Annotated in this window: 9 protein-coding genes; 4 read left to right on the top strand and 5 right to left on the bottom strand. The window is 66.5% G+C overall.

Translation table 11 applies throughout. The annotated features are described in order from the left end of the window. Positions 1-131: 131 nt before the first annotated feature. The 5 genes from FHS96_RS03160 to FHS96_RS03140 form a co-directional block, all read right to left on the bottom strand. On the bottom strand, positions 132-9,986 hold the full coding sequence (locus FHS96_RS03160; protein ID WP_429587893.1) for a cadherin domain-containing protein: 9,855 nt from the start codon (positions 9,984-9,986) through the stop codon (positions 132-134). Positions 9,987-10,418: 432 nt separating this feature from the next. Next, positions 10,419-11,237: an SDR family NAD(P)-dependent oxidoreductase gene (locus tag FHS96_RS03155; protein ID WP_429587892.1), complete on the bottom strand. Its 819-nt coding sequence runs from the start codon at positions 11,235-11,237 to the stop codon at positions 10,419-10,421. A 25-nt stretch (positions 11,238-11,262) separates the two neighbouring features. Next, positions 11,263-12,891, bottom strand: coding sequence for a DUF5597 domain-containing protein (locus tag FHS96_RS03150; protein WP_429587891.1), 1,629 nt, complete (start codon positions 12,889-12,891; stop codon positions 11,263-11,265). 11 nt (positions 12,892-12,902) lie between these two features. After that, positions 12,903-13,247 carry an L-rhamnose mutarotase gene (locus tag FHS96_RS03145; RefSeq protein ID WP_429587890.1) on the bottom strand — a complete coding sequence of 115 codons (345 nt, stop codon included), beginning with the start codon at positions 13,245-13,247 and terminating at the stop codon, positions 12,903-12,905. Between the two features lie 106 nt (positions 13,248-13,353). After that, positions 13,354-16,176, bottom strand: coding sequence for a TonB-dependent receptor (locus FHS96_RS03140; protein WP_429587889.1), 2,823 nt, complete (start codon positions 16,174-16,176; stop codon positions 13,354-13,356). 206 nt (positions 16,177-16,382) lie between these two features. Here FHS96_RS03140 and FHS96_RS03135 point away from each other — a divergent pair, with 206 nt between their 5' ends. From FHS96_RS03135 to FHS96_RS03120, 4 genes are read left to right on the top strand one after another with little or no spacing between them, the layout of a single operon-like run. Then, positions 16,383-17,174, top strand: a complete 792-nt coding sequence (locus tag FHS96_RS03135; RefSeq protein WP_429587887.1) for an IclR family transcriptional regulator — start codon at positions 16,383-16,385, stop codon at positions 17,172-17,174. Beyond that, positions 17,174-18,163, top strand: coding sequence for an alpha/beta hydrolase (locus FHS96_RS03130; RefSeq protein ID WP_429587886.1), 990 nt, complete (start codon positions 17,174-17,176; stop codon positions 18,161-18,163). Before FHS96_RS03135 ends, FHS96_RS03130 begins: the two co-directional genes overlap by 1 nt. After that, the gene (locus FHS96_RS03125) at positions 18,160-18,990 is read left to right on the top strand and encodes an SGNH/GDSL hydrolase family protein (RefSeq protein ID WP_429587884.1); all 831 of its coding nucleotides are present in this window, start codon (positions 18,160-18,162) and stop codon (positions 18,988-18,990) included. The genes FHS96_RS03130 and FHS96_RS03125 overlap by 4 nt, the downstream gene beginning before the upstream one ends. Further along, positions 18,987-20,621, top strand: a complete 1,635-nt coding sequence (locus FHS96_RS03120) for an alpha-L-fucosidase (protein ID WP_429587883.1) — start codon at positions 18,987-18,989, stop codon at positions 20,619-20,621. The genes FHS96_RS03125 and FHS96_RS03120 overlap by 4 nt, the downstream gene beginning before the upstream one ends. Positions 20,622-20,650: the final 29 nt, after the last annotated feature.

Here is a 20,650-nt window from a genome sequence, read left to right as displayed (position 1 = left end):
TGAACGCGGATAACCCGGTGCGCGAGACGCCCGCAAAAAAAGCAGAAGAGCGCACCGACGCAATGGCCAAGCGTCGGCGCGCTCCCGGTGTCCGGCGGACCGCCCCGGTGGGGGCGATCCGCCAAACGGAGTTAGAGAATGAAGTCGGTCGAGGTCAGCGGCGCCGCGGTCGTCACGTTGATCGTGAAGTCCGCGACCCGGTCGCCATTGATGTCGCCCTGCACCAGGAAGCCGCTGCCCGACGCCACCGAGATCAGCTGCCCGGCCACCCCGCTGAACGCCGACACGAAAGTGAAGGCATCATTGGCACCGCCGGCGATCGCATCGATCGCCGACAGGTCGATCCGGTCGCCCTGCGCTCCGTTGAAGTCGGTGATGCGGTCGACGAGGCTCAGATTGGTGCCCGCCGTATCCGACACCGCTTCATAGACGAAGCGGTCGGCACCGAGGCCGCCGATCAGCGTGTCACGGCCGGCGCCGCCGACGATGACGTCGTTGCCGGCGAGACCGTAGATCGAGTCATTGCCGCCACCGCCACGCAGCGTGTCCGCCCCGGCAGCACCGTTCAGGCGATTGTCGAAGCTGTTGCCGACCAATGTCAGCCCCGCATCGTTCCGCGCCGTGATCTGCTCGATCGAGATGCTGTCGGACAAGGTGAAGTTGGTGGTGGTAACGACCGTGTCGTTGGTGCCGCTCCCCGCAGTGAACGCCTCGACGATCGTGTCGACCGGCGCGTCGATATAATAGATGTCGTTGCCGTCACCGCCGATCAGGATATCGGTGCCGGCGCCGCCGGTGAGCTGGTCGTTGCCCGCCCCGCCGGTGAGGGTGTCGTTGCCGACGCCGCCATCCAGCTTGTCGTCGCCTTCGTCGCCGTACAGCAAGTCGTTGCCGTTATCGCCCCGGACGATGTCGTTGCTGGCACCGCCATAGACCGTGTCATTGCCGTTGCCGCCGTTGAGCGCGTCGATACCATCGAGGCCGCGGATGATGTCGTTGCCGCCGCCGCCGATGATCTCATTGCCCAGCTCATTGCCGACCAAGGTCGAGCCCAAATTGCTCAGCCCCTGGATCCGCTCGATCGAGACCCCAGCCGCCAGCGTGTAGTTGCCGCGCGCCTGGAGGATATCGAAGCCTTCGCCGGCCAGTTCCTGCACGATGTCGTCGCTGTCGACGGTGTAGGTGTCGTCCCCCGCGCCGCCGATCAGCGTGTCGACGCCCGCCTGGCCGTCGAGCCGGTCATTGCCAAGGCCGCCGATCAGCGTGTCAACGCCGTTGCCGCCATAGATGATGTCGTTGCCGGTACCGCCGTTGAGCGTGTCATTGCCATCATCGCCATTGATATTGTCATTGCCGTCGCCGCCCTCGACCTGATCGTTGCCGGCCTTGCCCGCGAGCGTGTCATTGCCGGCGAGGCCGCGGATGATGTCGTTGCCGGTGCCACCATCGATCTGGTTGGCGCGGCTGTTGCCGGTCAGCGTCAGTGCGGCGCTGGTGTTGCCGCGCAGGATCTCGACGAACTGGTCCTCGGCGAGCGTGAAGTTGACGCTGGTCAGGATCGTATCCGTCCCCTCGCCATCGAGTTCGACGACGATGTCACCGGCGCTGTCGACGATATAGGTGTCCGAACCGATGCCGCCCCGCATCGTGTCCGAGCCGGCTTGGCCCTCCAGCCGGTCATTGCCGGCGCCGCCGATCAGCAGATCGTCGCCGGCATTGCCGTAGAGAAGATCGTCGCCGTCACCGCCATCGACCGTGTCGTTGCCGGCACCGCCCGACAGAGTGTCGAGCCCGCCCAGACCCTGGACGAGGTCATTGGCGTTGCCGCCGTCGATGCGGTTGTCGGAAGAGTTGCCGATCAAGGTAACGCTGGTGGCCGAGATCGACGCGAGGCGCTCGATCGAAAGCCCTTCGGCCATCGTGTAGCTGATCCGGGTCTGGATGGTGTCATACCCTTCCCCGTCCAGCTCATCGACGACATCGCCGACATCGTCGATGATGTAGATGTCGTCGCCCAGCCCGCCGCGCAGCAGGTCGGCACCGGTGCCGCCATCCATGCGGTCATTGCCGTCGCCGCCGATGATCGTGTCGGTGCCGGCGCCAGCGAGAAGCTGGTCGTCGCCCGCGCCGCCGATCAGCGTGTCGTTGCCGACGCCGCCGGTGACATAATCGTTGCCGTCACCGCCGTCGACGGTGTCGTCGCCCGCGCCGCCGTCGAGATCGTCATCGCCGCCCAGGCCGAGCACGGTGTCGTTCCCCGTGCCGCCATCGATCACATTGACCTTGCTATTGCCGGTAAGGACCACGCCGGCGCTGGTGTTGGACTTCAGATTCTCGACTTCGCCATCCTCGGCGAGCGTATAGTCGATCGAGGCCAGGATGAGGTCGGTGCCGCCACCGGCCGCCTCGACCACCACGTCGCCCGCATCGTCGACGACATAGGTGTCGTTGCCGGCACCGCCCGTCAGCGTGTCAGCGCCGGTGCCGCCATCGAGCCGGTCGTTGCCGGCGCCGCCGTCGAGCGCATCGGTGCCCGCGCCGCCGCTGAGCAGGTCATCGCCGTCACCGCCGATGACGCTGTCGTCACCGTCGCCACCGCCGGCGATATCGTTGCCGGCACCGCCGTCGACGGTGTCGTTCCCGGCCCCGCCATCGAGCGAGTCATTGCCGTCGAGCCCGAGCAAGGTGTCGGCTCCCGCCCCGCCGGTGATGCTGTTGGCGAAGGCGTTGCCGGTCAGCGCCACGCCGGCATCGGTGCCCGCGCGAAGGTTCTCGACGCCGCTGTCGTCAGCCAACACATAGTCGATCGAGGAAATTACCGTGTCAGTGCCGCCGCCGTCAGCTTCGGAGACGGTGTCGCCGGCATTATCGACGATGTAGGTATCGTCGCCGGCACCGCCCGCCAGCGCATCGGCACCCGCACCGCCGTCGAGCCGGTCATTGCCCGCCCCGCCGGTCAGCGTGTCGTCGCCATCCTCGCCGCGCAGCAAATCGTCGCCCTCGCCGCCGTTGATCGTGTCCGCACCCGCGCCGCCGCGCGCGGTATCGTTGCCGCTGCCGGCATCGATCACGTCATCGCCGCCCGCACCGGTCAACAGATCGTCGCCGGCCAGGCCCGAGATCGTGTCGTTGCCGTCTCCGCCGATGATCTCGTTGGCGAAGGCATTGCCCGTCAGCACCAGCCCCGCGTTGGAACCGGCGCGCAGCACCTCGACATTGCTGTTGTCGGCCAGCGTATAATCGATCGAAGCGACGATCGTGTCAGTGTCGCCATCGGCCGCCTCGGTCACGGCATCGCCGGCATCATCGACGACATAGGTGTCGTCGCCCGCGCCGCCCGCCATCGTGTCGATACCGGCGCCGCCATCCAGCCGGTCATTGCCGGCGCCGCCGTCAAGCGCATCATCGCCATCGCCGCCCAGCAACACGTCATCGCCGTCACCGCCGGTGATCGTGTCCGTTCCAAGCCCGCCGACCGCGGTGTCGTTGCCGGCACCGCCATCGAGCGTGTCGTTGCCCGCGCCGCCGTCGAGCATGTCGTCGCCGCCGAGGCCGGACAGCGTGTCGTCGCCGCCTGCCCCATCGATATCGTTGGCCAGCCCATTGCCGGTCAGCGTCAGCCCGGCATCGGTGCCGGCCCGCAGATTCTCGACGCCGCTGTCGTCCGCCAGCACATAGTCGATCGACGACACGATCGTGTCGGTGCCGCCATCGGCCACCTCGGTCACGACATCGCCGGCATCGTCGACGATATAGGTATCGTCGCCGTCACCGCCCGCCAGCGCATCCGCGCCGGCGCCGCCGTCGAGCCGGTCGTTGCCGGCATTGCCCTCGATGGTGTCGTCGCCGTCGCCGCCCTGCAGCACGTCGTCGCCGTCACCGCCGATGAGGCTGTCCGCACCCGCGCCGCCGATCAGCATGTCGTTGCCCACGCCGCCATCGAGTGCGTCGTCACCGTCGAGACCCGAGAGCGTATCGTCGCCACCGAGGCCCGAGAGCGTGTCCGCGCCGGCCGCGCCGGTGATCGCATTGTCGCCGGCATTGCCGGTCAGCGCGACGCCCGCATCGGTGCCGGCGCGCAGGTTTTCCACCTCGCTGTCGGCAGCCAAAGTGTAGTCGACCGAGGCGAGGATGGTGTCGGTGCCGCCGCTGGCCGCCTCGATCACGACATCACCGGCGTCGTCGACGATATAGGTGTCGTCGCCGTCGCCGCCAGTCATCGTGTCGGCACCAGCGCCGCCGTCGAGACGGTCATTGCCGGCATTGCCCTCGATGGTGTCGTCACCCGCACCGCCGGCGAGGATGTCGTTGCCATCGCCGCCGATCAGCGTGTCGGCACCGCCGCCGCCCGCCAGCGTATCGTCGCCGGCCGCGCCGTCGAGAGTGTCGCCTCCGGCGCCGCCGACGATCGCATTGTCACCGGCATTGCCGGTGACGGCGAGGCCGGCATCGCTGCCGATGCGCAGCGTCTCGACCTCGACATCGTCGCCGAGCTTGAAGTCGACGGTGGTGATGATCGTGTCGGCACCGCCGCCGGCACCCTCGACCACCACGTCGCCGGCATCGTCGACCAAATAGGTGTCGTCGCCAGCACCACCTTCCAGCGTGTCGGCACCGGTGCCGCCATCGAGGCGATCGTTGCCGGCATTGCCCTGGATCGTGTCGTCGCCCGCGCCGCCGACGAGGATATCGTCACCGTCGCCGCCGATCAGGCTGTCCGCCCCATCGCCGCCGCTCAGCGTGTCGTCTCCGCCGGCACCGTCGAGCGTGTCCGCCCCCGCGCCGCCGGTGATCGCATTGTCGCCGGCATTGCCGGTCAGCGCGAGCCCCGCATCGCTGCCCGCGCGCAGATTCTCGATCTCGACATCGTCGGTCAGCGTATAGTCGACCGAGGTGACCACCGTGTCGGTGCCGCCACCGGCCGCCTCGACCACCACGTCGCCGGCGTCGTCGACGATATAGGTGTCGTCGCCTGCGCCGCCTTCCAGCGTGTCGGCACCCGTGCCGCCATCGAGCCGGTCGTTGCCGGCATTGCCCTGGATGCTGTCGTCGCCTGCACCGCCGACGAGGACATCATCGCCCTCTCCGCCGATCAGGCTGTCCGCGCCGGCGCCGCCGGCCAGCACGTCGTCACCGCCGGCACCATCAAGCGTATCGTCGCCCGCGCCGCCGGTGATCGCATTGTCTCCAGCATTGCCTGTCAGCGCGAGGCCGGCATCGCTGCCCGCGCGCAGATTCTCGATCTCGGCGTCGTCGGCCAGCGTATAGTCGACCGAGGTGATCACCGTGTCGCTGCCGCCACCGGCCGCCTCGACCACCACGTCGCCGGCATCGTCGACGATATAGGTATCGTCCCCGGCTCCGCCGGTCAGCGTGTCGGCACCGGCGCCGCCATCGAGCAGGTCGTTGCCGGCATTGCCTTCGATGATGTCGTCACCCGCACCACCTGACAGCTCGTCGTCGCCGTCACCACCGATCAGCGTGTCGGCACCGTCGCCGCCCGCCAGCGTGTCATTGCCGTCACCGCCGTCGAGCGCGTCGTTGCCGGCCCCGCCATCGAGCGTATCATCGCCACCGAGCCCTGACAGCGTATCGTCGCCCGCCGCACCGGCGAGCGTGTTGTCGCCCGAATTGCCGGTCAGCGCGACACCCGCATCGGTACCGGCCCGAACGATCTCGATATTGCTGTCCTCGGCCAAGGTGAAGTCGACCGAGGTGATTACCGTATCGGTGCCGCCATCGGCCGCCTCGACCACGACGTCGCCGGCATCGTCAACGATATAGGTGTCGTTCCCCGCGCCGCCGGTCATTGTGTCGGCACCGGTGCCGCCATCCAGCGTGTCATCGCCATCCCCGCCGTCGAGCGTGTCGGCACCGGCACCGCCGTTCAGCGTGTCGTCACCGCCAAGTCCCGAGAGCGTGTCGGCCCCGGCGCCGCCCGTGATCGTGTTGTTGCCGGCATTGCCGGTCAGCGCCACGCCGGCATCGGTGCCGGCACGGATGAATTCCACCTCGCTGCCATCGGCCAGCGTGAAATCGACCGAAGCGATGACCGTATCGGTGCCGCCGCCGGCCGCCTCGACCACGGTGTCGCCGGCATCGTCGACGATATAGGTGTCGTCCCCGGCACCGCCCGTCATCGCATCGGCGCCGACGCCGCCATCGAGCAAATCGTTGCCGGCATTGCCTTCGATGGTGTCGTCACCGGCACCGCCCGACAGCGTATCGTCGCCATCGCCGCCGATCAGCGTATCGTTGCCGAGGCCGCCGCTCAGCGTGTCGTCACCGTCAAGGCCAGACAGTGTGTCATTGCCGTCGCGGCCGATGATGAGGTTGGCGCCACTGTTGCCGGTCAGCGCAAGGCCGGCGTTGGAACCTGCGGTCAGGTTCTCGACGTTGGACCCTTCCGCCAGCGTATAGTCTATCAGCGCGACGATGCGGTCGGTGCCGCCATCCGCAGCCTCGTTCACGACGTCACCGGCATCGTCGACGACATAGGTGTCGTTGCCGGCACCGCCTGTCATCGTATCCGCACCGGCACCGCCATCGAGCGTGTCGTTGCCGTCGCCGCCATCGAGCGTGTCATTGCCCGCGCCGCCCGAAATCTGGTCCTGCCCGGCGCCGCCCGAGAGCGTGTCCGCACCATTGCCGCCGGAGATGGTGTCGTCGCCGGCATCGCCGGTGACCGTATCGTTGCCGTCACCGCCGGTCAGCGTGTCGTCGCCATCGCCGCCGGCCAGCGTATCGTTGCCCGCAGCGCCGACCAGCGTGTTGTTGCCGGCATTGCCGGTCAGCGCGACGCCGGCATCGGTGCCCGCGCGGACGATCTCGATATTGCTGTCCGCCGCGAGTGTATAGTCGACCAAGGTGATGACCGTGTCGGTGCCGCCATCGGCGCCCTCGACCACAACATCGCCGGCATCGTCGACGATATAGGTGTCGTCGCCAGCGCCGCCGGTCATCGTATCCGCGCCGGCGCCGCCATCGAGCAGGTCGTTGCCGGCATTGCCCTGGATGATGTCGTTGCCGGCTCCACCCGAGAGAGTGTCGTCACCATCGCCACCGATCAGCGTATCGGTGCCGTCACCGCCCGCCAGCGTGTCGTTGCCGATGCCGCCGTCGAGCGTGTCATTGCCCGCGCCGCCATCGAGCGTGTCGTCACCGCCAAGGCCCGAAAGCGTGTCGTTGCCCGCACCGCCGACGAGCGTGTTGGCGCCGGCATTGCCGGTGAGCGCCACGCCCGCAGCGGTTCCCGCACGGACGATCTCGATATTGCTGTCGTCGCCCAGGGTGAAGTCGACCGAGGCGATGACGGTGTCGGTGCCGCCGCCCGGCGCCTCCACGACTACGTCGCCGGCATTGTCGACGATATAGGTGTCGTCGCCCGCGCCGCCGGTCATCATGTCGGCACCCGTGCCACCGTCGAGCACATCATTGCCGGCATTGCCCTGGATGATGTCGTCGCCTGCGCCGCCCGACAGGCTGTCGTCGCCGTCGCCACCGATCAGCGTATCGGTGCCATCGCCACCCGCGAGAGTGTCGTTGCCGATGCCGCCATCGAGCGTGTCATTGCCCGCGCCGCCATCGAGCGTGTCGTCGCCCGCGAGGCCGGAGAGCGTATCGTTGCCGGCGGCGCCGGAGAGCGTGTTGTTGCCGGCGTTGCCGGTCAGCGCCACGCCGGCGTCGGTGCCCGCGCGGACGATCTCGACATTGCTGTCGGCTGCCAGCGTATAGTCGACCGAGGTCAGGATGGTGTCGGTGCCGCCGCCGGGCGCCTCGACCACGACATCGCCGGCATCGTCGACGATATAGGTATCGTCGCCCGCGCCACCGGTCATCGTATCGGCGCCGGTGCCACCATCGAGGCGATCGTTGCCGGCATTGCCCTGGATGATGTCGTTGCCGGCGCCGCCCGAGAGATTGTCGTCGCCGTCGCCGCCGATCAGCGTATCGGTGCCGTCGCCCCCGGCAAGCGTATCGTTGCCGATGCCGCCATCGAGCGTATCGTTGCCGAGCCCGCCATTGAGCGTATCGTCGCCCGCCAGGCCCGACAGGATGTCATTGCCGTCGCGACCGGTGATGACATTCGCGCCGGAATTGCCGGTAAGCGAGAGCCCGGCATTGGAGCCCGCGGTGAGGTTCTCGACGTTCGAGCCGTCCGCCAGCGTGTAATTGATCGTCGCGACGATGCGGTCGGTGCCGCCGCCGGGCGCCTCGTTCACCACATCGCCGGCATCGTCGACGAGATAGGTGTCGTTGCCCGCTCCGCCGGTCATCGTATCGGCACCAGCACCGCCATCGAGCGTGTCGTTGCCGTCGCCGCCATTGATTACGTCGTTACCGGAATTGCCCTGCAGCGTGTCGTCATCGGCACCGCCATCGATCGTGTCGTCGCCCGCGCCGCCCGAGATCTGGTCCTGCCCGGCTCCGCCCGAAAGCGTGTCGTTGCCGTTGCCGCCGGAGATGGTGTCGTTGCCGGCATCGCCGTTGACCGTGTCGGCGCCATCACCGCCGTTCAGCGTGTCATTCCCATTGCCGCCATTCAGCGTGTCATTGCCGCCGGCACCGGTCAGCGTATCATTACCGTCGCCGCCGTTGATCGTCGTTGAGTCATTGCCCGGCGCCACGATGACATCGTCGCCCGGAGTGCCGTTGATCACCGGGAATTCGTCAACATTGGTCAGCTGGATCGCGATTACCTGATCAGTGAACGAACCGAACTGATCGGTTGCCCGCACGGTGATGTTGAAGTTGCGCAGCGTCTCGAAATCAAGCACCGCGCCGGGCGCGACGGTGACCGCGCCGGTCGTCGCATTGATGACGAAGCGGCCGCCGGCGTTGTCGACCAGCGAGTAGGTGATCGTGTTGCCGTTGGGATCGGTCGCGCTCACCGTGCCGACCAGCGTCCCGGCCGGCGAATTCTCGGGCACGAACGGGTCGTCGATAACGATGTTGACCGGCGCGTCGTTCAGCCGGAGTTGCTGCGATACGATCTGGAAGACGCCGTTGGCGCCGGGCGTCTCATAGGAAATCGTGATCGTGCCGTCCGCCAGCACGGTCACCGAGGGATTGAGCTGGCTGCCCTGCAGGCCGGTGTTGACCCGCACCGGCCCGCCGATCGCGACGCCGCCTGCGGTGAACGCCTGCGCCACGATCGCGGTGCCACTGGTGTCGCCGAACTGACCGCTGCTGTCTTCCCACACCGCAACGAAGCCGCCGCCGGGCAGCGATGCCACGCTGGGTCGGGTCTGCGCGCCGGCCGTGATCGAGTTGATCAGGATCTCGCCTCCGACGGCGACCCCCGCAGAGGTGTAGATCTGCCCACGGATGTCGCCGACATTGGCAGGATCCGTCCACGTCACCACGAAATTGCCGTTGCTCAGGGTGACGACGCTCGGGTCGACCTGCGATCCGGCGGTGGTGGTGTTGACCCTGAATTGCGCGCCTACTGCCACGCCCGACGCGTCGAAGACGCGCGCGACGATCGCGCTGCCGGCCGTATCGCCGAACGCGCCGCTGGTGTCTTCGAACGTGACGACGAACCCGCCCCCGGCAAGCGCGGTGATGTTGGAATCGCCCGACGCGCCATTGGTATTCGCGTTGACGAGGAAGTTGTTACCGACCGGGCTGCCCGATGCGGTGAAGATCTGGCCGACGACGTCTGTGCTGGGCCCATTGTCGAAGGTGACAAGGAAATTGCCGTTGGACAGCGCCACCACGTCCGGCGTCGTCTGATCGCCAAGCAGCGCGCCCAGCAGGCCGGTATTGACCTGCGATTCCGCGGTGATGGCAACGCCGGTGGGGCTGACGATCCGCATGCTGATATTGCTGCCCAGCGCGCCGAGCACCGTCGGCTCGGTCCACGCGATGACGATATTGCCGTTTGCAAGCGTGGTGATGGCGGGCTGGAACTGAACGCTGAGCAGCGTGGTATCGACGAGGAATTCCGGCGTGGTCGGCGTTCCGCTCGCATTGAAGATGCGCAACCGGATCCCGCCCGACCCTTCCCATGCGACAGCGTAGCCGCCGTTGTTCAAGGCCGTGATGGACGATCCCGTTTGGGGAAGAAGCGTGTCGCTGCTAACGACAGTTTCGTTTCGAATGCGGACCAACTCGACCATGAGACTCTCCCGAATCGAACAAGATTCGGGGAATTCGTACGCCGCGGTCATTTACGCTAAAGCGCGGTCCATGCTCAATTTTCGAAGATGAACCCGTTTTGGATCAACTTAAAGAGACGCATCCACTTTGGTTGTTTCTTGCCCCGAACCGTGGGCACCTTGCGACGAAATGCGCGTTACGGGCGCCCATCCAGGCATTTGTCCTCAAGCGCAAATCGATGCTGTCGATCCAAAACGATCGCGAAACGATGTTACAGATGGAGAGGCTTTCCCGGGCGGCGTGCCACCCCGACCGAATCATAGCCTGCGGGCCATGTGGGCTGCGAAGGCAGGCGCGTGATCGGGATGCCAGCGCGAAAGCGCAGGCCGGTTTTCGATGATATCGCCCATCGCCCAGGCCATGCGGCCCTCGTCAACGTCGCGGGACACTTCATTGTCCGGGCAGAGAATGTAGAAGTCGCCTGCGTCCAGGCGCTCGAGCATGAAATCGACCACCTGATCCGCACTCCAGGCGCCGGCTGGCTTCTCCGCCGCCGCGGTCATGCCGGTAAATGTATAGCCCGGGATCAGCAGATGCGCGCTCACGCGCCCGCCCGTCGCCTCGCGCAGGCTGTGCGCCAGTCCCTCCGTCAGCGATTTCACCGCCGACTTGCTGACATTATAGACGGTGTTGCCAGGCGGCTGGGTAATGCCCTGCTTGGAACCGGTATTGATCACCAGCCCCGGCTGCTCCCCTGCCACCATGGCCGGCACGAACGCCTGGACGCCGTGGAGCACGCCCATCAGGTTGATGCCGATCACCTGCTCCCATATGTCGGGCGCCGACAGCGCATCGGCACCGCCATGGATGGCGGCATTGTTCATCAGCACGGAAACCGTACCGAAACGTGCGCAGATCTCGCCCGCCAGTGCATCCACCGCAGCGCGATCGGCGACATCGGCGACGAAGCCCGCCGCGTCATCGCCCAGTTCCGCCGCAGCCGCCTTCACCGTTTCCGACCGGTCGACGAGGCAGACCTTCATGCCCAGCGCTGCGAAGCGCCGCGCCGCCGCATGGCCGATGCCGCCGGCCGCCCCCGTGATCACCGCGACCTTACCCGAAGAGAAGATGTCCATGGCCGTTCCTTTCGGAACCGCCTTATCAGCGATAGCGCGCCATCGTCACCTTCAGCCAGACGGGCGTGTCGATCAGGTTGAGGCCGTAATCGGTCTGGTCGCCGTTCCACACGCGATCCATCACCCATTTGCCGGCCTCGAAATGCCCTTCTTCTACACGCAGCATCATCGCGTTTTCCGGCGTGCCTTGGCGCGCCGCGAAGTTGACCCGCACGAAGTCGCCGGTCAGCAGAAACTCATCGGCCGAAAGCTGCGCCACCACCATGCCGCCGACGGGTTCGGCACCCCAGGGCGTCGGGTCGGTCTTGAGGAAGGCCCATTCCTTTTGGCCGAACTGCCACTCGCCGAAGCTGGCGGTGATCGTCCAATCCCCCATCGTCGTGCTCAGCGGCGTACCGTCGTCGGGCCGCGCTGCGCCCCATGTCGGCCGTTCATAGGCGATCCGTGCCCAGTCGCGCATCGCACCACCGATGATCCGGTATTTCACGCCGACTGCGTCGAGCGTCGCCGCGTCAAACTGACGCGCGCCCAGCGGGAAGTTGAAATAGCCGGTGTCATCCATGCCGAACGGCGCATAGCCGATCGCGCCACGCCCCAGCGCCGCCCAGAAATAGCGGGCATATTCACGGGCATTGCCGATCTCGGGCACCATCAGCGCATTGTCCGGCCGGGTGTAGAGATCGAGGTGGCGGAACACGTTGCGGCTGGCGCGGTCGTAAATGTCGGGCGCAGCGATATCGATCGAGGGTGCCCCCGCCTTCCAGATGTCGATCACATCGCCCTGCGGCCCGCCGCTGGCGACGCCCATCGGGTCGGGCGTCTTGAACGGGTCCGAGAGCGCGGCGTTCACATACATCGGCAACGGCTTGATCGCCTTGCCGGCCGCCGCCAGCGCCTCGACATAGCGCGCGGTGTGCCAGGTGTTGAACATGCGATCGGCCTGATCGCCGAACATCTGCGCCCAGCTTCCCGCCGGCTTGCGCAGCGCCTTCGCCAGCGCCGCGGGAACCGGCGCATCGAACATTTTCTGCGCGGCCGCGCTGTAGTCACGCGGGTTGCGATAGCTGCCGACCTCATTCTCGGGCTGCACCATGATGACGCTGTTCTGCGCATCATGATCGCGGATGTAGGTCATCAGCTGCACGAAGGCGCGCTTGTCCGCCTCCTGCGTTGCCGACGCCAGCGGCGTCAGCACGTCATGATCCTTGCCGTCGCGCGTCTTCATTCGCGGGAAGCGGCGGTTGTCGCGCTTCACCCAATTGGGCGCATAGCCATAGCCGGTATTCTTGTAGGCGCCGAACCACAGCAGCACGATGCGCTTGTCGTGCTTGCGCGCCTCATCGAGCAGATGCTGGACGAAGGCGAAGTCGAACCGCCCCTCCTCCGGCTCCAGTTGCTGCCAGGCGATCGGGATCTCGATCGTGTTGGCGCCGATGCGATCGAGGATCGGCCACACCTTGGTCAGCGGTTCGGGATAGTTGCTGGAGTTGTTGACCTGCCCGCCCAGCATGACGAAGGGCGCGCCGTCGACCATCAGCGCATGGCGGCCGTTGCGCGTCTCCAGCCGCGGCAGATCGCCTGTTGCCTGGGCGCCGGCGGCGGTGCCGGTGATCAGCAGCAGGCCCAGCGCGGCAGAGAGAATGCGGGTCTTCATCGGCATGGCCCTCATGGCTGTTCGTCGAGCGAATAGATGCGGTCGGCCGGCGTCCACTTGTTGCCCCGCGCCGCCCAGGGCAGTGGCCGCTGCACCGAGTCCATCTGCGTTTCCCACGCCTGCACGGCGGGGCTGGCGGCGTCCGCGGCGGCCTTCGCCGCCGCGTCATAGTCGGGCGCGGTTTCCATCACCATCACCAGCCGGTTGCCGGTGCGGTAAATCTCCATCGCAACGATGCCGGCGTCGCGGATGCTGGCGTTGATCGCCGGCGGCACCGCGCCGGCGGCATGCCACGCCTCATAGTCGGCGATCGCCTGCGCCTCGTCGACAAGATCGATCAGCAACACATGCCGCATGCTTCGCTTTCCATGAGAATGCCCGAAAAAATGCGGGCCGGCTGCAAGAACATGCCGGCCCGCAGGCTCTCGGGGAATGGGGTTACGACCTATGTCTATGCGCCGATCAATAAGTGATCCGCGCGGTGATGCTGAGACGGCGATCGTTCAGCACGTGTGACTGCGGACGGCTCGGAATGCCGTAATAAGTCTTGTTCTCGGTATCGGTCAGGTTCACGCCATCCACCGTCAGCGCGAAGTTCGGCGTGAAGGTGTAGGTGAAGGATGCGTCGAGCTGACCGCGAGCGGCGTTGAAGATCGGCAGGTTGCCGCTGCCATTGCCACGCGTCGTCACCACGAAGCTGCTGCGCCAGTTATAGGCGACGCGCGCCGAAATCGGCCCGCGATCGTAGAAGCCGATGAGGTTGTAGCTGTGCTTGGACAGCTTCTCGAGCGGTACGCTGAGCTGGTTGCCCGACGTATCCTGCGCATCCGGGCTCGGCGCCTTGCTGTCGACATAGGTATAGTTGGCCTGGACGCCGAAGCCTGACCAGAAGCCGGGAAGGAAATCGAAGAAGGTGTTGCCGCCGATTTCGAAGCCCTTGATCTTGCCATTGTCGCCGTTCAGCGGCCGGGTGACATCGACAACGAACGGGCCGTTGCCGAAATCGAAGGTCTCCGTCGAAGTGATGTTGGCGATGAAGCCGTCGACCTTCTTGTAGAAGGCGGCGCCATAGATCGATCCGGTCTTCGAGAAATACCATTCGAGCGAGGCGTCGAGCTGATCGGCTTCAAGCGGACGCAGATTGGCATTGCCCGAGCTCGCCGTGCGGCGGTTGCCGCCCGAATTCAGCTCGACGATGTTGATGTTGGGGTTGAGCTGGTTGAAGTCCGGGCGAGTCAGCCCCTTCGAGGCGGCGAGGCGGAGTTGCAGCCCGTCCATCAGGTGGAACCGCAGGTTCAGGCTCGGCAGCACCTTGGTGTAGCTGGAATCCGCGCTGATCGGCACATAGCTGATCGGGCCATTCATCGGGGTGCCGTCCGGCCCGGTGACCTGCGGCGTCTGCACGCTGAAGCCGTCGGTGCTGACCTCGGTCTTCACCACGCGCACGCCGATATTGCCGTCGATCCGCAAGCCGCTGTCGATGCCGAAGCGCGCCACCGCATAGCCGGTATAGGTCTTCTCGCCCTGCGTGTTGCGGTCGCTGGGCACATAGGAGACGCCGTCGAGCAACGCCTGGCGCTGGCTGTCGGCCGCATAGGGCGCCAGCGCCGCACGGGTCGCGTCATAATCCAGCACGATGCCGCGGTTGAAGAACAGCGCCCCTTCGGGCACTGCCGCGCCGCCGCGATACAGATCGCCCTCGAACCCGCGAAGCTGGTAGAGATCGTCCGCCAGCGCGCGCGTGAAGCCATAATAGGCATAGGTGCTGCTGTCGGTCACCGCCGAGCGATCGGTGTAGCGCGCGCCCACCGAAATCGATCGCAGGAAGCTGTCGTCGAAGCGATATTCGGCGTCGATCCGGCCGGCATATTCGGTGCCCACCGCGCGCTCGACATGGTCGAGATAGGCGCCGGGGTTGGTCGCATAGCTGGCGGGGTCAAGCAGATTGCCATTGCCGTTCGCAGGGTTCGAATCCGGCGAGATGATCATCGTCGGCACGCCATCGCCCACGACCTGGTAAAGCCGCTCGGCGTTGGAATGGAGGATCACGATCGAGCGCTCGCCGTCGGTCGTGCCGCGGATATATTGGAAGTCGCCCTTCAGCGTGAAATTCTCGGTCGGCGTCCACTTCGCGTTCAGCGAATAGTCGTTGGTCACCGACTTGCGGCGTTCGAGGCTGGTGTTGGAATCGACCGGCACGTTGACGAAGGTGCCGCTTCTGAAATTGCCGTCATCGTCGAAGGTGAACGGCTGCGAGAAATCGGGCGTGATCGGGCCGTCGCCGGTATAGGCGAAGAAGCTGTAGTCGCCGTAGCGGAACTTATAGTCCGAACGGATATATTCAGCCGTGAATTCCAGCGTGTCGGTCGGCCGCCATTGCAGCGCGACGTCCACGCCGATGCGGCGGCGGTCGCCGAGATATTGGCCGATGCCCACGCCGTGCGGAAGATAGGTCGGCTGGCCGGTGCGGCCGAGGCCGGCCGCAGTCGCGGCGTCGGCGGCCACCGCCTCGTTGAGCAGGAAGAAGGGCTGGCTCGAAATCTGGTCCTGCCGGAACGCAGTTTCCTGATAGGCGAGGTCGACGAGCAGGCCGATCTCGCCGATGCCGGTATCCCAGCGGTTCGAAACGAGCAGGTTCGCCTGCGGCTTGGTCTTCTCGTACAGGTCATAATGGTTGAGGCTGCCGCTGGCCGACAGCTTGAAGCCGTCGAAGTCGAACGGCTTGCGCGTGCGCAGGTTGATCAGGCCGCCGAGACCGCCTTCGATCATCTCCGCCGAGGGATTCTTGTAGACGTCGACGCCGGCGAGCAGTTCGGACGGCACATCCTCGAGGCTCAGGTTGCGGCCGCTGTTCGCGGTGAAGATGTCACGCCCGTTGATCTCGGTTCGAACCTGACTGAGGCCGCGGATGGCGACCTGGCTGCCTTCGCCGAAATTGCGCTGGATCTGGATGCCGGTGATACGCTGCAGCGCCTCGGCAACGTTACGGTCGGGCAGCTTGCCGATGTCTTCCGCCACGATCGAGTCGACGATCTGGTCGGCATTCTGCTTGATCGACTGCGCGCTGCTCAGGCTGGCGCGCACGCCGGTGACGACGATTTCCTCGGTGGTCGCATCGTCGGTGGCGTTACCGCTACCACCCTGCGCCGACTGAGGCTCGGCGGGCACCGCGGCGGCATCCTGCGCCAGTGCGGGTGCGCTGCCGAGCATCAGTCCGGCGATGCCCGTAGTGAAAAGGAAGCTGTGGCGCGTGGCGCGCCGGGGCAAACAGACCAAGTGGGCCATGATATCTCTCTCCCTTCAATCGCCCTGTTCTCGGGCGCCCCTGATGATTGTCCGACAAATAGCCATCTGAACGCAGCCACACCGTGTCGGAGTCGGCTCTTTCTACGCCTGTTGCGCCGTTTGTAAATTTAAAAATTGCTTTTATCCGCAATAAGCGGATAAATCCGCAGAGAGCAAAAAGCAGATCTACGACCAAAGGAGGGGGCATGAACGGCAAGACGCGGTACCAGGCGCCGGCACTCAAAAAGGGTCTTGAGATCCTCGAGTTGCTCGCGACCGCGAGCGAGCCGCTCAACATGACCGACATCTCGGCGGCGCTCGGACGCTCGGTCAGCGAGATCTTCCGAATGCTGCAAGTGCTGGAGGAACATGGCTATATCGCGCGCAATGGCGACGGTTACAGGCTCACAAACCGGCTGTTCGCGCTGGGCATGGCGCAGCCGCCGGTGCGCGAACTGACCTCGACTGCGCTGCCGGTGATGCAGCGGCTTGCGCATGAAGCGGGGCAAAGCTGCCACCTCGCCGTCGCCTCCGGCGCGGAGATGGTTGTGATCGTCACCGCCGAAGCTCCCGGGCTGGCGGGCTTCGCGGTACGCGTCGGCTATCGGCGTCCGCTCCACCGCTCGAATTCTGGGCGCATCCTCCTCGCCTTTCAGCCGCCCGAGGCGCGGGCGGCGATGCTGGACGACGTGCGCGCCGGCCCTGAGGGGATGGCGAAGGGGGAATTCGAAATCCTCGAGGCGCGGCTCGAAGAGATCGTCGCCGCGCATGGCGCGGTCGCGCCCAGCCCGATGCTCAACGGCATCACCGATCTTTCGGCGCCCATTCTGGTCGGCGCGGCCGCGCGCGCGGCGCTGACCATGCCGTTCGTCGATGGTCCGGCAAGCCGCGTGACGCTGGACGAATCCCATCGGCTCGTGCGAGCCGCAGCAGAGTCGATCGGTGACCTGCTCGCGCCCGCGGTGCAGGCACCGCCACGCGAGCCGGAGCAAGAATGATGACGACGCTGGACCGCCGCACCCTGCTGACTGCCGCCACCGCCGCCGCTGCCGGAGCGGCCGTGCTGGCGCCCGAACTGGCCGCCGCGCAGACCGGCTTCGCCGACGAGGTGATCGACCTGTGGCCCGGCGACCCGCCCGGCCGCGCGCCGGTGCGTATCACCCGCAAGATCGATGAGAAATCGAGCGATCCGGCCAAGCCCGATCGCTGGGTGACGGGCATCGCCCGGCCGATGCTGGTCGTGCGCCGGCCGGCGCGACCCAATGGCAGCGCGGTGCTGCTGATGCCCGGCGGCGGCTATGGCTTCGTGTCCTACGACAATGAAGGGACCAGCCAGGCGGCGTGGCTCAACGCGCGCGGGATCACCGCCTTCATCCTGCTCTATCGCCTGCCCGGTGAGGGCTGGCAGCGGCGTCAGGACGTACCGCTGCAGGATGCGCAGCGCGCGATGCGGCTGATCCGCGAACAGGCGGCGCGCTTCGCGATCCGGCCAAATGCGATCAGCGTGATCGGCTTCTCCGCGGGCGGGCATCTCGCGGGCTCGCTGGCGACGCGCCATGCCGAGAAGGTGTATGAGCCGCGCGACGCGGCCGATCGCCTTTCCGCGCGCCCCGATCTGGTCGGGCTGATCTATCCGGTGATCACGCTCGAGGCCTATTTCACCCATGGCGGATCGCGCGACAACCTGATCGGCCCGGGCGCCTCTGCGATGGGCGCCGAACTGCGTGCGCGCTCGGTGGACCAGCGCGTCGATGCGCAAACGCCGCCTGTATTCCTCGTGCACGCCGTCGATGACGGGCTGGTGCCGCCGGCGCACTCCATCCTGATGTTCCAGGCGATGCAGGCGGCGCGGCGTCCGGTCGCTTTGCACATCTTCGAGGATGGCGGCCATGGCTTCGGCGTGCGCCTGCCGCGCGCGATGAGCGCATCGGCCTGGCCAAGCCTGTTCGTGACCTTCGCCGCCCGCCACGGAGTGCTCCCCGGATGATCCTGCAGCGCCCTGCCCTTGCCGCCCTGCTGCTGGGCATGGCGCTGCTGATGCCCGTCACCGCGCCGGTGGCGGAGGGCGACAAACGCTATCAGAGCTCGCCGGACCGGCGGACGGTGCCGGAAAAGGATTGGGGGCCCTGGCTCGGGCCGTTCCGCGCGAAGCTGGTCCCCAGCCTGATGCAGGATTTCGGCGAACGCTATCTCTATGCGCCCGCCAATGCCGCGCTGCCGCCGCCGAAAGCGGGCGAGCAGCGCGTCGTGTTCCTTGGCGATTCGATTACCGACCTGTGGAATCTGCCCCGCTATTTTCCGGGCAAGCCCTATATCAACCGCGGCATCGGCAGCCAGGTGACCGCGCAGATGCTGCTGCGCTTCCACCAGGACGTCGTCGCGCTGAAGCCGAAGGCTGTCGTCATCCTCGCCGGTATCAACGACGTGCAGGGTTTTCTCCAGCAGGAAACGCCCGAGCAGATCGAGGCCAATTGGGAAGCGATGGCGGACCTCGCCGAGGCGCATGGCATCGCCGTCGTCTTCGGATCGCTGCTGCCGGTGAACAACTATACCGAACCCGCGCGCGAGATGCTGCGGGAGCGCCCGCCCGAGCGGATCCGCGAACTCAACGCCTGGCTGAAGGATTTTTGCGCGCGGCGCGGGCTGGTCTATGCCGATTATGTCCCGGCGATGACCGATGCGCGCGGGTTGCTGCGCGCCGACCTCACTCGCGACGGCGTCCATCCGCTCGACACCGGCTATGCGCTGATGGCGCCCGTCGCCGAGCGCGCGATCGGCCGGGCGCTCGCCCGCAAGCCGCGTCAACGGCGATGATCACCCTCCCCCGTCGTTCCTTCCTCGCCGGCGTCGCCGCGCTCGGCCTGTCCCGCGCGGTGCGCGCGGCGAGCCCGATGGGCACCGCCGCCGGCCCGGTGCAAGCGAACTGGCCGTCGATCGTCGACGCCTATCGCTACCCGGACTGGTTCCGCGACGCCAAGCTCGGCCTGTGGTCGCATTGGGGACCGCAATCGGTGCCCGAACAGGGCGATTGGTATGGTCGCTTCATGTATATGCAGGGCCATCCGATGTATGCGCATCATCTTGCGACCTATGGCCATCCTTCGGTCAGCGGCATGAAGGATATCCAGCACCGCTGGACCGCCGAGCGCTGGGATCCCGACGCGCTGATGGCGCGCTATGTCCGCGCCGGCGCGCGCTACTTCGTCACCCTCGCCTGCCATCACGACAATCTCGACTGCTATGACAGCCGCTATCATGCGTGGAATTCGCTCAATGTCGGGCCGAAGCGCGACGTGGTCGGCATCTGGGAGAAGGCGGCGCGCAAGGCCGGGCTGAAGTTCGGCGTCTCCAACCATGCTGCCCATGCCTGGCACTGGTATCAACCCGCCTACGGCTATGACCCGACCGGCCCGAAGAAAGGGGAGCGCTATGATGCGTTCCGGCTGGGCAAGGCGGACGGCAGGGGCCAATGGTGGGACGGGCTCGACCCGCGCGAACTCTATACCGGCGGCCATGCCGTGCTGCCCGACGGGCTCGACACGATCGAGGCGATGAACGCCTGGCATGAGGCGAACAACGGGCAGTGGATCGAGACCGGCCCGAAGGACGACCCCGGCTATGTCGCGCGATGGCTGCTGCGCCAGACCGACCTCGTCGCAAAATACAAACCCGATCTCGTCTATTTCGATGATCATGGTCTGCCCTTCGGCCCGGTCGGGCTCGAGGCGCTGGCCGACTATTACAATCGCGCGATCGAATGGCATGGCAGCATCGATGTCGTCGCCACCGCCAAGCAGTTGAAGCCGCATGAGCGCTTCGGGCTGGTGCAGGATGTCGAGCGCGGCTTTTCGGACCGGCTGTGGGACGAGCCATGGCAGACCGACACATGCCTCGGCGACTGGTTCTATAACGTCGCCCGCCTCAACGACAGGAATTACAAGACCGCCGAAGAGGTCGTCCAGCGGCTGGCCGACGTCGTCTCGAAGAACGGCAACCTGCTGCTATCGGTGCCGCAGCCCGGCGACGGATCGATCGACGCTGAGGAAGAGAAGATCCTCGATGCGATGGCGGCATGGACCGCGCTGAACGGCGAGGCGATCTTCGGGTCGCGCCCCTGGCGGATCTATGGAGAGGGGCCGACGCGGCTGATCGCCGGCATGCAGAACGAGCAGCAGGCCGCGCCCTTCACCGATCGCGACGTCCGCTTCACCACAAACAAGGGCGCGCTTTACGCGCTGCTGCTGGCGCCACCGCGCGGATCTACGACGATCGTCGCGCTGGCGCGGGGCCGCTTCACCGGCAAGATCGAGCGCGTCTCGCTGTTGGGCGGCGGCGCGCTCCGCCACCGGCAGGATGGCGCCGGGCTGCACATCGAGATGCCGGCGCGGCGCGATGGCCCCAACTTCGTACCGGTATTGAGGATCGACGGACGCGGGCTCGTCTGAACGGGCAGGACCAAGTGGGCGCAAGTCCC

This window comes from Sphingomonas zeicaulis (assembly GCF_050433225.1).
In the GTDB taxonomy this organism is placed as follows: domain Bacteria; phylum Pseudomonadota; class Alphaproteobacteria; order Sphingomonadales; family Sphingomonadaceae; genus Sphingomonas_D; species Sphingomonas_D zeicaulis.
Note: the sequence above shows the minus strand (reverse complement) of the source record. Positions and strands in the feature narration are given on the sequence as shown.

Excerpts from the sequence above, each read along its gene's own strand:
- FHS96_RS03140 (WP_429587889.1), bottom strand. The coding sequence starts at position 16,176 with ATGGCCCACTTGGTCTGTTTGCCCCGGCGCGCCACGCGCCACAGCTTC.
- FHS96_RS03135 (WP_429587887.1), top strand. The coding sequence starts at position 16,383 with ATGAACGGCAAGACGCGGTACCAGGCGCCGGCACTCAAAAAGGGTCTT.
- FHS96_RS03145 (WP_429587890.1), bottom strand. The coding sequence starts at position 13,247 with ATGCGGCATGTGTTGCTGATCGATCTTGTCGACGAGGCGCAGGCGATC.
- FHS96_RS03120 (WP_429587883.1), top strand. The coding sequence starts at position 18,987 with ATGATCACCCTCCCCCGTCGTTCCTTCCTCGCCGGCGTCGCCGCGCTC.
- FHS96_RS03150 (WP_429587891.1), bottom strand. The coding sequence starts at position 12,891 with ATGAAGACCCGCATTCTCTCTGCCGCGCTGGGCCTGCTGCTGATCACC.
- FHS96_RS03130 (WP_429587886.1), top strand. The coding sequence starts at position 17,174 with ATGACGACGCTGGACCGCCGCACCCTGCTGACTGCCGCCACCGCCGCC.
- FHS96_RS03155 (WP_429587892.1), bottom strand. The coding sequence starts at position 11,237 with ATGGACATCTTCTCTTCGGGTAAGGTCGCGGTGATCACGGGGGCGGCC.
- FHS96_RS03125 (WP_429587884.1), top strand. The coding sequence starts at position 18,160 with ATGATCCTGCAGCGCCCTGCCCTTGCCGCCCTGCTGCTGGGCATGGCG.